General features: G+C 65.3%; 12 protein-coding genes. 3 read left to right on the top strand and 9 right to left on the bottom strand.

Translation table 11 applies throughout. From position 1 onward, the window contains the following. The 4 genes from NTW26_11420 to mfd all read right to left on the bottom strand — a co-directional run. Positions 1-276 (bottom strand): DUF503 domain-containing protein (locus NTW26_11420; protein ID MCX7022856.1); only part of this gene is annotated, 276 nt, incomplete at its 3' end. Further along, complete coding sequence (locus NTW26_11415; GenBank protein ID MCX7022855.1) at positions 276-494, bottom strand: hypothetical protein; 219 nt, start codon at positions 492-494, stop codon at positions 276-278. The genes NTW26_11415 and NTW26_11420, both read right to left, overlap by 1 nt. A 13-nt stretch (positions 495-507) precedes the next feature. Further along, positions 508-705: a hypothetical protein gene (locus NTW26_11410; protein MCX7022854.1), complete on the bottom strand. Its 198-nt coding sequence runs from the start codon at positions 703-705 to the stop codon at positions 508-510. Positions 706-770: 65 nt separating this feature from the next. Then, a complete protein-coding gene (gene mfd / locus NTW26_11405) occupies positions 771-4,226 on the bottom strand; it encodes a transcription-repair coupling factor (GenBank protein ID MCX7022853.1) in 3,456 nt (1,151 codons plus the stop codon). 115 nt (positions 4,227-4,341) lie between these two features. On the opposite strand from mfd, the gene NTW26_11400 reads away from it, so the two are divergent. From NTW26_11400 to NTW26_11390, 3 genes are all read left to right on the top strand, one after another. After that, on the top strand, positions 4,342-6,327 hold the full coding sequence (locus NTW26_11400; protein ID MCX7022852.1) for a hypothetical protein: 1,986 nt from the start codon (positions 4,342-4,344) through the stop codon (positions 6,325-6,327). 158 nt (positions 6,328-6,485) lie between these two features. Then, entirely contained in the window at positions 6,486-7,016 is a 531-nt protein-coding gene (locus tag NTW26_11395) for a nucleotidyltransferase domain-containing protein (GenBank protein MCX7022851.1), read from the top strand. Further along, positions 6,964-7,383, top strand: coding sequence for a hypothetical protein (locus NTW26_11390; GenBank protein ID MCX7022850.1), 420 nt, complete (start codon positions 6,964-6,966; stop codon positions 7,381-7,383). The genes NTW26_11395 and NTW26_11390 overlap by 53 nt, the downstream gene beginning before the upstream one ends. 52 nt (positions 7,384-7,435) lie before the next feature. Here the strand turns inward: NTW26_11390 and NTW26_11385 are convergent, their stop codons facing one another. The 5 genes from NTW26_11385 to NTW26_11365 all read right to left on the bottom strand — a co-directional run. Next, the gene (locus NTW26_11385) at positions 7,436-8,851 is read right to left on the bottom strand and encodes a V-type ATP synthase subunit B (GenBank protein ID MCX7022849.1); all 1,416 of its coding nucleotides are present in this window, start codon (positions 8,849-8,851) and stop codon (positions 7,436-7,438) included. Positions 8,852-8,918: 67 nt separating this feature from the next. Beyond that, positions 8,919-10,370, bottom strand: a complete 1,452-nt coding sequence (locus NTW26_11380) for a DNA methyltransferase (GenBank protein ID MCX7022848.1) — start codon at positions 10,368-10,370, stop codon at positions 8,919-8,921. 45 nt (positions 10,371-10,415) lie between these two features. Further along, the gene (locus tag NTW26_11375; protein MCX7022847.1) at positions 10,416-11,582 is read right to left on the bottom strand and encodes a hypothetical protein; all 1,167 of its coding nucleotides are present in this window, start codon (positions 11,580-11,582) and stop codon (positions 10,416-10,418) included. Between the two features lie 4 nt (positions 11,583-11,586). After that, complete coding sequence (locus tag NTW26_11370; GenBank protein MCX7022846.1) at positions 11,587-13,362, bottom strand: V-type ATP synthase subunit A; 1,776 nt, start codon at positions 13,360-13,362, stop codon at positions 11,587-11,589. A 57-nt stretch (positions 13,363-13,419) separates the two neighbouring features. Beyond that, positions 13,420-13,870 (bottom strand): hypothetical protein (locus NTW26_11365; protein ID MCX7022845.1); only part of this gene is annotated, 451 nt, incomplete at its 5' end.

The raw sequence follows: 13,870 nt of genomic DNA, 5'->3' as shown, positions 1-13,870 counted from the left end.
AACCGCCCGTCGGATCCACGTAACCTCCGCCTCACCGGAGTAGACGAGGCGCTCGAGGGTGTCCAGGGTTTCCTCGACGACGGTGCAGCTTCCCGCGACGGTGGCGAAGGCGAGGGTGGCGGCCTGGAGACGGTCCGCGTTCCCCACCTCGGCCGCGGAAACCTTGTACCGGCTCTTGGCCCGCTCCTTGATGGAGGTCACCACCCGGCGCCGCTCCTTCTTGCTGCGGGCCTCGGGGATGAAAAGCTCCGCCTCCAGGACGCCGACGTAAAGCACTACCCGCTGCTCCGGGCCTTGATGATCATCACGACGAGGTAGACGATGAGGATGAGGGCGCCGACGCCCAGCAGAATGTAAGGCACGGGCTGTTCGAGCTCGGCCCCGGCTATCACCAGGTTGTAGTCGAAGAAGCTCATAATCGTCCCGGCGAGGCCGAGGAGGAATATGGTGATGCCGATGGTCAGGAATATGCCCTTTTTGCGCGCTCGGGCCATGTTCGCTCCGATTCTATTTGCGCCTTTTCAGCTTGTTGTAGACACCGATTCCGGTGAGGACGGCTCCGAGGGTCGCGAGGACGTAGAACGGCCAAACCGGCATAACCCACTCGCCGGCGGGGGTGGAAAAATCGTAGAATATCGGCAGGAGCAAGCCCAAGAGCCCGAGGGCGAGGAGCCATACCCCGCTGCGCCAGTCAACGAAGCCCATCCCGGTTCCTTTCGGACACGGGTAACGGTAACAATCGCCTCTCCCCCGGTCAAGTGCCGGTGGAATCAACCGTCGGCGAGGGATTTCTTCAAAAGCGCGACGAGCTCCCCGGCCGCCCGGAGCGGGTCGTCCACCGCCCAGGCCTCCAGGAGCCCCAGTCCGTGGGCGCCGATCCGCGGTCGGATATCGCTCACCGCCGCGCAGCCGGTCAGATTCACCCGGCCCGCCCGAGAAAAGTCGTCGAAGGTGAGGCTTATCTTCCTCCCGCTCGTCCGCACCTCCTTGACACCTGCGGCATCGCCCAGGAGCTTGACCTCCAGGGCGGCGAAGAGGTTTTCCACCTCCCGGGGAAGGGGGCCGAAGCGGTCGGCGAACTCCTCCTTGAGCTCCCCCGCCCGGTCCAGGGTCCGGCACTCGGCCAGCCGACGGTAGAGCCGGAGCTTGAGCTCGGGGCTCCCCACGTACCCGTCGGGGAGGTAGGCGGAAAAATCGCCGGTGACCTGGGTTTGCGGCTCGCGGACTTCCGCCGCCTCCCCCCGGAGCTCGGCCACGGCCTCCCGCAGGAGCCGCACGTAGAGGTCGAAGCCGACCTGCTCGATGAAGCCCGACTGCTGCGGCCCCAGCACGTCCCCCGCCCCGCGCAGTTCGAGGTCCTTGAGCGCCAGCCGGTAGCCCGAGCCCAGCTCGTTGAATTCGGCCACCGCCGCCAGCCGCCGGTAGGCCAACTCGCCTATCACCCGACGCGGGGGGGTGAAGAGGTAGGCGTAGGCCCGGTGCTTTCCCCGGCCTACCCGGCCCCGGAGCTGGTAGAGCTGCGCCAGCCCGAACCGATCCGCCCGGTTGACGATGATGGTGTTGCAGTTGGGGATGTCGGTGCCGTTCTCGACGATGGTGGTGGTGACCAGGACGTCGTAGTCGTGGGCGATGAAGTCGTGCATCACGGACTCCAGCCGGCGGGGCGGGAGCTGTCCGTGGGCGACGCCGAAGCGCACGTCCGGCATCCGCTCCTGGAGGTAGGCCGCGACGGAGTCTATGGACTGGACGCGGTTGTGGATAAAGAATACCTGCCCGCCGCGCTCCAGTTCGCGCCCCACCGCCTCCAGGATGAGCGCGTCCGACGCCTCGCCGATGTAGGTCTTTATCGGGTACCGCCCCGCCGGCGGGGTTTGGATGTTGGAGACGTCCCGGGCGCCCATCATCGCCAGATGCAGCGTCCGCGGGATGGGGGTCGCGGTCAGGGTCAGCACGTCCACCTGGCTGTACCGCTGCTTCAACAGTTCCTTCTGCCCGACGCCGAACCGCTGCTCCTCGTCCACGATGATGAGCCCCAGCTCCCGGAAGCGCACGTCCCCGGAGAGGAGGCGGTGGGTGCCGATTAAAATGTCCACCTCGCCCCGGTGGGTGTCGGCTGCTATCTCCCGCTGGCGGGCGGGGGGGATGAAGCGGGAGAGCATCTCGACGCGGACCGGGAAGGGGGACAGGCGCGAGCGGAAGGTATCGAGATGCTGCTCGGCCAGGATGGTGGTGGGCACGAGGATGGCGACCTGGCGCGAGTCCATCACCGCCTTGAACGCCGCCCGGACCGCAACCTCCGTCTTGCCGAAGCCCACGTCGCCGCAGAGGAGGCGGTCCATGGGCCGCCCGCGCTCCATGTCCCCCTTGACCTCGACGGTGGCCCGCCGCTGGTCATCGGTGTCGGTGAAGGGGAAGCTCTCCTCGATCTCGGTCTGCCAGACGGCGTCGGGGGCGAAGGCGTGGCCCGGCAGGGCGTCCCGCTGGGCGTGCACGGCGATGAGCTCGGCGGCCAGGCTGGCCACCGCCCTCTTGACCCGCTGTTTGGTGTTCTGCCAGCGGGTGCCGCCCAGCCTATCCACCGCCACTCTCTGCCCCTCGGCCGCGTCGTAGCGCTCCAGGCAGCCGAGGTTCCAGATGGGGACGTACAGCTTGGCGTCCCCCTGGAAGCCGATTTTCGCGAAGTCGGCCTCCTCGCCCCCGTGCTCGAGCTTCTCCAGGCCGAGGAAGCGGCCGACGCCGTGATCGGTGTGGATGACGTAGTCCCCCTCGGCGAGCTCCAGGGACCGGAAGGTGTCGAGGTTGGTGACCTTCCGCCTTCCGCGCGTCGTGAGCGGCGCCACCCGCCCGAAGAGCTCGTCGTCGGTCACCAGGACCAGGCCGAGCCCGGGCATCACCGCCCCGCCCGCCAGGGGGCATTGGACCACCGGCGGGGACAGGCTTTCCCCCGCCAGTATCTCCTCCAGACGCTCCACCTTACCCCGGGTCTCACAGGTAAGAACCGTCTGCCAGCCCCGGGCCTCCCAGTCCAAGAGGTCGGTGAAGAGGGTTTCCAGGAGCCCGTGGTATCGCTGGGTCGGGAGGGCTTCCAGCGGCGGCGCGATACACTCCAGGCGGGTCAGCCGCTCGAGGTCGTCGTAGAGCCGCGCCGGCTCGACGGCCGGCATGGGGATGGAAGATGGGTACTTCTGGCTCCGCTCCCCGAGGCCGTCCAGGGTGTGGGGCGCCGTCGGCGACGCGAGGCCGTCGGGGGTCAGCCGGGGAGGGTTGGCGAGCGTGTTTTCGTACTCGCTCCGGGCCAGCCCGGCGAAATCCCGCCGGGCAGCATCGAAGAGCCCGAAGTCGTCGAAGACAACCAGCGGAGGCGCCTGCAGGTAGTCCAGGGGTCCCCCGAGTTCCGGGTAAAAATTTCCCATAAGATACTCGATGCCGTCGAAGTAGGGCTCGCGGGCGAAAAGGCTCTCCAGCCTCGCGCGGGTTTCGCCCCGCTCCAACCCGGAGAGCAGCCGCTCCACGGTCGCGCTCTCCACCACCACCTCGCGGAGCGGGAGGACCGTCACCGATTTCACGCCCTTTTCGGTTCTCTGGCTTTCAGGGTCGAAACGGCGCAGGCCTTCGACGATGTTCCCGAAGTATTCCAGGCGGACCGGCCCCTCCGCGCCGGGGGGGTAGAGGTCGAACAGCCCGCCGCGGCGGGCGTACTCGCCGGAAACTTCGACCAGCGGGACCCGCCGGTACCCCATGACGCCCAGCCGTCGGGCCAGCTCCTCGGGCGGCAGCTCCGTCCCGGGTCTGATCTCGAAGACGTGCGCGAGGAGGGCGTCTTTGGGTAATATTTTTCGCGCGAGGGCCGCCGGCGTGGCGACGAGGATTCCCGCAAAACCCGCGCCGAGCCGGTAAAGAGCCTCCAGCCGGTCCGCGGATGTCTGACGCTCCGGCGAGTGGAGCTCGTAGGGAAGGAGCTCCCAGTCCGGCAGGTGGACGGCGTTTCCGACGAAGGAGCCCAGGCTGGCCGCCAGCGCCTCGGCGCGCTCCTCGTCGGTGGTCAGGAGCAGGACGGGTTTCTCGGCTAAGGCGTCGGAGAGCCCCGCCGTCAGGAACACCTTCGCCCCGGCGGGCAGCCCGGCGAGGTCCAGCCCCGGGGTCGCCTCACCGGACAGGCGCTCGCACAAGTCGGTAAAAGGCAGGTAATCCCTGAGATACCGCAGCAGACGGTCGAGAGGGGGCACGGATCCTCCGGAAAAAAGGCGGGAAAATTTTAGCAGAGGCGGGAACGGGTGACAAGACGACGATTGCCCCAACCCCGGCGGCGATGGTATCCTTGTCTTTTACCCCGGAGGACGGATGAGCCTGGCCGAGTGGTGGCCCTGGGCCCTGCTCGTGGCTTTGGGTGCCACGGCGTTGGTCGCCCTTCTGTACCGGAGGCCGGACCTTAGGCCCGGTTGGAGGGTCGCGTTCGTCTTGCTCCGTGGCATCGCCATAACCCTCGCGGCCCTTCTTTTTGCCGACCTGGCTTGCCAGATTCAACGTCCGCTCGAATCACCCGCCGCCGCCCTGGTCATTGACGACAGCGCCAGCATGTCCCTGGCCGATGCCGTGGGGCGCACCCGCGCCGGATACGCCGAGGAACTGGCGGAGAACCTCCGGACGGCACATCCCGACCTCGACTGGTCGGTGTACCGGCTCGGGGAGCTTTCCGCCGCCGACACGCTGGAGGCCGTGGAAAAGCTCGCTTCCCGGCGACCCGACCTGGCGGCGGTCGTCGTGGCGGGAGACGGTGGAGGGCGGATCCCCGTCGCGGGCCTCGACGCCCCCTTCCCGGTTTACGCCGTGGCCGTCGGTGGCGCGTCCAAGTTCGACGTCGCCCTGGACGCGCCGCGCGGACCCCGGTTGGCCCTGGCGGGCAAGAGCGCCCTGTTTCAGGTGGACGTGCGCCTCGTCGGGAATGGACCGACCGAGGCGACCGTGCGGGCTTCGGCTAGGGAGGTTTTCGGCGGTCGGCGCGAGGTCGAGCTCGATCCGACCGTGGCGGACCTGTCCGAGGGTGCGGCGGTCGCCCTGTTCCACTTCACCCCTCCCGTCGAGGGCTGGTGGCTCGTCGAGTTCGAAACGCCGACCCTCGAGTCCGAGGCCACGCCCTTGAACAACGTCCGGCGGCTGCTGGTGGACGTACGGCAGGGGGAGATGACGGCCCTGGTGCTGGCCGGCGAGCCGGGGCCGGATTCCTCATTTCTCCAACGCTCTCTGGGGCGCCTGCCCGGCGTCGAGGCGAGCCTCCTCTACCGACGGGCCGACGGCGCCTTCTACGACGCCGACGGAAAGGCCCGGAAGCCGGAGCCGGTCGCGCCCGATGCCCTCTTCCTGGTGGACCTCGTTCCCCAGGGGGAGCTTCTTTCAGAAATCTCTCGGCGCATCGCCGAGGGTCGTGGGGTGGGGCTGCTTTTGGGGCGACCGGGGCTGGTCGTCCCCGCCGGCGGCGCCCTCCGCGAACTCTTCCCCATCCCGCGCGACACGGGCGACGTGCGGCTCGTAGACGGTCAGGCACGGGTCGTCCAGGCGACCGGCGGGCCCTTCGGCGGGTTGGCCGGGGCCGATTTGCCCGCCCTCCTCACTTACCCGCAAGGGCTGAGGGACGCGGACGGGTCGCCCCTGGTTCTTGAAAATCCTTCCGGGCGGCGGGTTCCCGGCGCGACGCTCGCCGCCTCCGGCGCTCCCAGGGTGGTGATGTGGGGGCGCGGGTGGTGGCGATGGGCGCTCGACGCGGGTGGGGAAGGCGAAAACCCCTACGACGTTTTAGTGTCGGACCTCTTCGCCTACCTCTCCTCGCCGGTCTCCGACGGGCGGCTCCTCTTGACCCTGGACCGGCGGCGGGCCGTGACCGGGCGGGCCGTGGGCGTCGAAATCACCGGCGTGGCAGGCGGTGAGCCCGAGTGTTCGGTTCGCGGAATCGGGGATGAAGGCGGGCTCGCGGTGGAACTGACCGAGGCGAGGGAGGGACGCTGGCGGGGGTCGTTCACCGCGGAAGGGGCGGGTGCCTACGTCGTGCGCGCCGAGCTGGGCGGACAGACGGCCGAGGAGCCGCTGGTGGTCGAGCCCGATTTCTCGGAGTTCGTAAAACTTTCGCCGGACGCGCCTTCCCTGGCCCTCCTGGCGTCGCTCGGAGGCGGGCGGCTGCTCTACGGTCCAGAGGACGAGTTGCCGCTCGGTCCCGGCGCGACCCCGGAGGTGTACGGGCGGGAGCCGCTCCGGGCCAGTCCCTGGCTTCTGGGGGCCTTGATTTTAGTCGTCGTGGGCGAGTGGTTCCTGCGCCGCCGCCAAAACCTGCGGTGAACATCTTGACAAATGTACCTGAATTTGGTACATATGTACCAGTTATGGGTACATATAAACCAAATTTAACTCTGTTCCCCCCTGTGCGTCGTGACCTGCTCGCCCTCTTCTTCGCCCATCCTGATGAAGAGTTCTATACGCGGGAGCTGCTTCGGAAGATGGGCCGTGGTCATGGTTCGGTGCAACGGGAGCTGGTTTACCTCGTCGCTGCGGGCATCTTGTCGCGGAGACGCCACGGTAGAGAGGTTTTCTACGGTCCCAATCCCACCTGCCCCATTTATCAAGAGCTCCACTCCCTGGTTATTAAAACCTGCGGCGTTGTCGGGGTTGTCCGTCAAACCCTTGAACCCCTGCGTGGACGTATCCAACTTGCGCTCATCTTCGGTTCCTTCGCCTGTGGGGAGGAAAATTCGGGGAGCGATGTGGACCTGCTCATCGTGGGCGAGACGGAACACGCAGAGCTGATGGAAAGGATCATGGAGCTGGAGTCCACCCTGAAACGGGAAGTAGACCTGCAGCTTTTTGGGGTGGAGGAGTTCCGACGGAGGTTATCGGAGGGGAGTCATTTCCTGTCCGCCATTCTCGGTAAGCCATTCATCCTTCTAATCGGAGGAGCGGATGAACTGGAGAGATTGGGTGTCGGCCAATCAGCTCAAGGCGGAGCCTTCGTCGCCGCGAGAGATTGCTGATCTGTTGGCGGTCGTCGAACGCAACCTCGCAGACAGCTCCGTCATCGGGCTCAGTCAGGAGTGGTGTTTCAATATCTCCTATTCCGCCGCCTTACTCGCGGCTCTGACCCCCTTACGGGCCGAAGGTTATCGTCCTCCCCATCGAGCCCATCATTATTTGGTTATCCAGTCATTACTCTATACTATCAACTATCCGCCGGCCTTGATCGCCCAGTTTGAACGCTTCCGCCGGAAACGCAATCAAACGACCTATGGTTGCGTTGGCACAGTATCGGAGAAAGATGCCGAGACCATGAGCTCACAAGCGCGGGATCTGCTGCAAAGGGTCAGGGATTGGCTGATGCAGCATCACCCTGAACTGATCTAAAGCGGGCCGGAGCGGCCCGCTCGATTTTTTAAGGAAGGTGAGGAGACTTTCTTTAACTCGTCGCAGTGAATCGCGGCAGGAACTCATCCAGGTACTCCGGCCGGATGCGCTTGAGCTCCGCCCGGGGCAGAGCCGCCAGCAGGCGCCAGCCAAGGTCCAGCGTGTCGAATACCCCGCGGTTCTCGTGGTCCCCCTGGGCGATGTAACGATGCTCGAACTCGTCGGCGAATTTGAAGAAAATCTTGTCTATGTCCGAGAGCGCCGCCTCACCCAGAATCACCGCCAGCTCCTGGGCCTCCTTGCCCCGGGCGTAGCCGGAGAAGAGCTGGTTGAAGACGTCGGCGTGGTCCTTGCGGGTCTTGCCTTCGCCGATGCCCTTGTCCTTCAGCCGGGACAAAGACTGCATGACGTCCACCGGCGGGTAGATGCCCTTCTTGTGCATGGCGCGGGAGAGGATCATCTGCCCCTCGGTGATGTAGCCGGTGAGGTCGGCGATGGGGTGGGTTTTGTCGTCCTCCGGCATGGTGAGGATGGGAATCTGGGTGATGGAGCCGCGGCGGTCCTTGATCCGCCCCGCGCGCTCGTAGATGCTGGAGAGGTCGGTGTAGAGGTATCCGGGGTACCCGCGCCGGCCGGGAATCTCCTTCCGGGCCGCGGAAATCTCGCGCAGCGCCTCGCAGTAGTTGGTCATGTCGGTGAGGATGACCAGCACGTGCATGTCCATCTCATAGGCGAGGTACTCGGCGGCGGTCAGGGCCATGCGCGGCGTGGAGATGCGCTCGATGGCCGGGTCGTTGGCCAGGTTCATGAAGAGCACCGCGCGGTCTATGGCCCCGGTGTGTCGGAAGTCGTCAATGAAGTACTGGGCCTCCTCGAAGGTGATGCCCATGGCCGCGAAGACGACGCTGAACCCCTCGCCCGACTGGAGCACGGTGGCCTGGCGGGCGATCTGCGCCGCCATCTGCTGGTGCGGCAGCCCCGAGCCGGAGAATATCGGCAGCTTCTGCCCGCGGACCAGGGTGTTCAGGCCGTCAATGCAGCTGATGCCGGTCTGGATGAATTCGTTGGGGTAGTCTCGGGCGTAGGGGTTGATGGGTGAGCCGTTGATGTCGCGCCGCTCCTCGGGGATGATTTCCGGCCCGTCGTCAATGGGCCTCCCCTGGCCGTCGAAGACCCGCCCGAGCATCTCCCGGGACACACCCAGCTCGACCCCCCGGCCCAGGAAGCGGACGCGGGAGGTGGGGATGTCAATCCCCGTCGCGCCCTCGAAGAGCTGCAGCAGGGCCTTGTCTTTGTGCACCTCGAGAACGCGCCCATGGCGGATTTCTCCCGAGGGGAGCTCGATCTCGGCCAGCTCCTCGTACTTGACCCCCTCGACCCCCTCGACGAGCATCAGCGGACCGGCTATCTCCTGGGTGGAGAGGTACTCCTTGAGCGGCTGCACCGCGGTTTGCTTCTTATCGCTCATCAGTCTTCTTCCGTTGGCTTGAACCTCAGAGAAGGCGCGGGCTGACCAGTTTTACTTCATCAATGAGTTAAATCATGCTTTCAGTATCCGGTTCTCTCTTCTGCACTTTGGGAGCCTTCTTGAAGGTCGCCCCCACCTGCTTGAGCGGCGGCATATCAATCTGTTTTCCGGCCAGCAGCTCTGCCACCGTCAACAATTGAATCTTCGGGTACTTACGCCCCCAGGTGGCGGACTCATAGAAACCCGCCGTAGCCGCTTCGGTCTTCATGTCGCGGGTCGGTTCCTGCATCGAGATTAACACCCCGATTGCCGCATCTTTCCGGCCCAGGACGACCCCTTTCAGGTCGCGGACGTGCGCGGAGCCGGTCTTCCCGGCCTTCACCGAGAGAATCACCGTTTCAAACTCCCCGGTCTTCTCACCCTGGAAGATGATCTTCCCGTCAATCCCTTTGTCCGCGCCCTTCTTCTGCTCCACCGGCCGCGCACCCACCAGACCCAACGCCCACCACTGGAACTGATACGGGTCGGACTCGGCCAGCGTCGCGGCATCGGGAAGTGAGGTCGGCTCGCCGATGGGCTGGTAGGTCTGGGCTACGGCGGCGCCAAAGGCGTTCTGTAGCCGGTTCTTGATGAGCGTAACGGCCAGGTGGGTAATGTCTATGCCGATCCATCGGCGGTTGAGGCGCTGGGCAACGGCAACCGTGGTCCCGCAGCCGCAGAAGGGGTCCAGCACCAGATTGCCCTCATTGCTGCTGGCCTCGATAATGCGCTCCAGGAGGGCTTCGGGCTTCTGGGTGGGGTAGCCGAGGCGCTCCTTTCCTGCTTTAAGCGCGATGATGTCGGCCCACCAATCATCTGGGAACTTCCACTCTGGAAGAGGTTTAGACCGTGTTTTGCCGAAGCTGCCATCAACGTGTTGCGCTCTCCGGCGCGTGGATTCTGCAAAAGGAATCTCAAGGACATAGGGGTTAAATGTCCACTCCTCGCCCCGTGAGTACCAGAAAACAACATCGTGCTTCCGGTTGAAGTACCTCTGTCCAGGAGATGCCGCACCAGTGTAACACCACGTGATTTCATTCCGAAACTGCTTGGCTCCAAACACCGCGTCCATGAGCATTTTCAGGTAGTGGCTTGCCGTCGGGTCGCAGTGCAGGTAGAGGCTCCCGGTCGGCTTCAGCACGCGACGTAGCTCCACCAGGCGCGGCGCCATCATCGCCAGGTAGGCCAGCATGTCACACTCGCCGAGAAATCGCCTGAACCCCTGAAGCGCGTCCGAGACCTTCCCGCCTGCCGTCACGAGTTCCGCATAGGTGGCTTCCGACTCCACATTCCATGTCCAGGTGTCCTCGAAAGCCTTGATCTGCGCCGCTGCCCGTGTGCCGTTCTTTTCGGCGAAAAAGGCGCTATAAACAACATTGCTATTGAAAGGCGGATCGAGGTAAACGAGGTCAACCGTCTCGTCGGCGACGTACCGCCGCAGGATGTCCAGATTGTCGCCGTAGTAGAGATAGTTTCCCATTTACGCGCCCCATTTCTGGATAGTGTCTGCATTCAACATGGGCTATTACTCGTCCGTAGGCTGTTCCGCGGCGTCGGCCTCTTCCAGGACCGTCCCGCCGGGGGACGTCACGTCCGCCGGGGACTGGTAGCCCGTCCAGAGCCTGTTCTCTCCCGCCGGCTGGTCCAGGCGCAGGATGTGGTCCACGTCCACATACCAGAGGAAGTCGGTCCAGCGGACCAGGCCGATGGTGTCCACCGCCTGGTAGATGACGGTGCTCGATGCGGGGTCGCTCCAGGTCAGCCGGACGTCCACCTCCGTTCCCGACCAGTTGACCAGGCTCGAGAAGTAGGGCTCGTTCCAGCCCAGCGCCTCCACCGTCAGCCGTTCGGCCACCTTCCAGCCCGGGGCGTTCAGATAGAGGTCGCGGATGCGCTCCACGGTGGAGCTTTTTATCTGCTCCGCCTCGGCGGGGGTGGCGGGCGCCGGCGAGAAGAACATCTGTCCCGAGGTCACCGACTGGTCGCCCGTGTACTGGCCCTGGATGGTGAGCTGGGTGTTGTTTACCACGCCGCCCTGCAGGGTGAGGAAGAAACGTTCCAGATTGGCCAGTTCCGGTGTGCCGGTGCCGAAATCGTTGGCCTCGGCCTCCCCCTCTCCCGCCGACGGCCCGGTCGGCTGCATAGCCTCCGGGGGGAGGAGGGCCGCCTCGATGATCCAGTTCGCGGGGTTGGGCGTCTTGATGGCGACTGAGCAGTGCGGGAAACGGGCGAAAACGGCTCCCGAAATCTCCAGGCTGCCGACGCGCACCACCTGGAGGGCCAGGTTGACGTTCTTGATGCAGTAGCTCTCGCCCCGCGGGAGGTCGGCCAGCTTGACCACCCCATCCAGACCGTCGAGCGTCAGCCGGAGGTACGGCTCCTTCTCGGCTTCGGAGTAGCTGACCTCCGCCCGGGGCGAGCCGATTTCAGTGGTGTCGCAGTTGGGGAGCACGACATAGGTCGAGACGTTCTCCTCGCGCAGGATCAGGGGTCTCGCCGGGTCCAGCGACGCGTAGAAGCTGACCAGAGGCTCGTCGGCCGGCGCGATGCCCACCGTGTCGGGGTATGTGACCTCGGCGCACGGAGTCATGCCGGCAAACTCGTCGTCGGAACTCTCACAGGCCAGAAAGAGGGGCAGTGCCGCGACCGCCGCCAGGAACATGATGCGGTGAGTGCTCTTCATTTTCGACATGGTCTTACATTCCCGGTCCTTCGGAGATGAGCTCCTCGATCTGTTTCTGCATGTCGCTCTCGATGCGGTCGAAGCTCGCCTCTACGTCCTCTTCGGGCGTGAACTTGGCGCGGGCGATGTCCCCGGTCACGGGCAGCGAGAAGAGCGCGTCCAGGTTCAGCTCCGGTGTCTCGAGGGCCGCCTTGGCGCCGCGGTGGAAGTTCATCACGAGCTTCAGCATCCGGTACTGTTTGTTGGCGCTGGAGAAGGTATCCACGGGGTGGAAAGCGTCCTGGTGCATGAAATCCTCGCGGATGGAGCGGCTGGTTTGCATGACCAGGCGGTCGTTGGGAGAGAGGGATTCCATACCGACCAGGCGGACGATTTCCTCCAGCTCCGCCTCACGCTGCAACAGCGCCATGGCCTCGTCTCGCATGGGAATCCAGTCCTCGCCCATTTTCCGTTTGAGGTACTCGGCTATGTTGTCGGTGTAGAGGCTGTAGGAGTTGAGCCAGCTGATGGCGGGGAAGTGGCGCTTGTAGGCCAGCTTGTCCTCCAGGCTCCAGAAGACCTTGACCACGCGCAGGGTGGCCTGGACGACGGGGTCGGAGAGGTCGCCGCCGGCGGGGGAGACGGCGCCGATGACCGTCAACGAGGCCTCGCGCTCGTCGGAGCCGAGGCAGATTATTCGTCCGGCCCGCTCGTAGAACTCGGCCACACGCGTTCCCAGGTATGCCGGATAACCCTCCTCGCCGGGCATCTCCTCCAGGCGCCCCGACATCTCGCGCATCGCCTCGGCCCACCGGCTGGTGGAATCGGCCATGAGCGCCACGGAGTACCCCATGTCGCGGTAGTACTCGCCGATGGTGATGCCGGTGTAAATGGAGGCCTCCCGCGCCGCCACCGGCATGTTCGACGTGTTGGCTATCATCACCGTGCGTGTTATGAGCGGCTCGCCGGAGCGCGGGTCCTTGAGCTCGGGGAACTCCATGAGCACGTCGGTCATCTCGTTGCCGCGTTCGCCGCAGCCCACGTAGACGACGATATCGGCGTCGGCCCATTTGGCGAGCTGGTGCTGGATGACGGTCTTGCCGGAGCCGAAGGGCCCTGGGACGCAGGCGGTCCCGCCCTTTCCCACGGGGAAGAAGGCGTCTATGACGCGCTGTCCCGAGACGAGGGGCTCTTCGGGGGTCATGCGCCGGGCGAAGGGGCGGGGCTTGCGCACCGGCCAGGTGTGCATCAGCTTTAGCTCCACTTCGCCTTCGGGAGTTTTAATCCTGCCGATGGGCTCTTCCACGGTGTAGGAGCCCGCGTCCAGGGCGGCGAGCTTCCCCTTGACTCCGGGGGGGACCAGCACGCGGTGCTCGACGAGGGAGGTCTCTGGGCATACCCCCAGGATGTCGCCGGGTACGACCTCGGCGCCGGCCTTGAATTTCGGAGTGAACTCCCATTTCCGCCCGCGGTCCAGGCCGTCGGCGCGGACGCCGCGGGTGATGAAGTCGCCGGTCTTTTCACGGATGACGGCGAGTGGGCGCTGGATGCCGTCGTAGATGGAAGACATCAGCCCCGGTCCGAGTTCCACGGAGAGCGGCATACCGGTGGTGAACACCGGCTCACCGGGGCCGATGCCGCCCGTCTCCTCGTAGACCTGGATGCTGGCCCGGTCTCCGGTCAGCTCCACCACCTCGCCCACCAGCCTCGACTCCGAGACCAGGACGACGTCGTACATCCGCACGCCGGACATCTCGGTGGCCACCACCAGGGGGCCAGCGACCTTGATAATGGTTCCCGTCTGCTCCATTGAACTCCCTGACTCTGCGGTGCCTGTCGTTTGAGATAAAGTTTATCCCCGACGCCCTTACGCGGCCGCCCGCTCGTTGACGAGCCGCAGCACCTCCGCGGGCTTTTTCGTCGAGAAGATGAGCTTGTCGAGCTTGTGTCCCGCCAGCTTCACCGCCACCCGCCGGTGGGCGACGGTGGAGTAAACCTGGACGTAATCGCCGCCGACGCGGCCCCCCTTGACTCCCCAACCGCCGTAGGCCGATCCGGGCAGGGTGTCCATCTCGGCACCGGTCACCTGGTTCCAACGGACCCGCGTCCGGAATACGCCCAGGCGGGCGGAGAGGCCCTCATCGTCCAGCCGGATCGAGATGAAAAGGAAGTTTAGGATTAAAAGGAAGACCAGTCCGGCTAGTGGCAGGAAGACCCAGGGGAACACCCGCTCCACCTCGGCGTCCAGCCCCAGAAGTTTCGGGAAGACGCCGAGGAACACGCAGAGCGCCAGGACGATCCAGAAGATGATCTGGGAC

This window comes from bacterium (genome assembly GCA_026398675.1).
Lineage (GTDB): Bacteria > RBG-13-66-14 > RBG-13-66-14 > RBG-13-66-14 > RBG-13-66-14 > RBG-13-66-14.
The sequence above is the reverse complement of the archived record's forward strand: the minus strand, read 5'-3'. Positions and strand labels throughout refer to the sequence as shown.

Excerpts from the sequence above, each read along its gene's own strand:
- NTW26_11410 (MCX7022854.1), bottom strand. The coding sequence starts at position 705 with ATGGGCTTCGTTGACTGGCGCAGCGGGGTATGGCTCCTCGCCCTCGGG.
- NTW26_11400 (MCX7022852.1), top strand. The coding sequence starts at position 4,342 with ATGAGCCTGGCCGAGTGGTGGCCCTGGGCCCTGCTCGTGGCTTTGGGT.
- NTW26_11380 (MCX7022848.1), bottom strand. The coding sequence starts at position 10,370 with ATGGGAAACTATCTCTACTACGGCGACAATCTGGACATCCTGCGGCGG.
- NTW26_11375 (MCX7022847.1), bottom strand. The coding sequence starts at position 11,582 with ATGTCGAAAATGAAGAGCACTCACCGCATCATGTTCCTGGCGGCGGTC.
- NTW26_11370 (MCX7022846.1), bottom strand. The coding sequence starts at position 13,362 with ATGGAGCAGACGGGAACCATTATCAAGGTCGCTGGCCCCCTGGTGGTG.
- NTW26_11415 (MCX7022855.1), bottom strand. The coding sequence starts at position 494 with ATGGCCCGAGCGCGCAAAAAGGGCATATTCCTGACCATCGGCATCACC.
- NTW26_11385 (MCX7022849.1), bottom strand. The coding sequence starts at position 8,851 with ATGAGCGATAAGAAGCAAACCGCGGTGCAGCCGCTCAAGGAGTACCTC.
- NTW26_11395 (MCX7022851.1), top strand. The coding sequence starts at position 6,486 with ATGGGCCGTGGTCATGGTTCGGTGCAACGGGAGCTGGTTTACCTCGTC.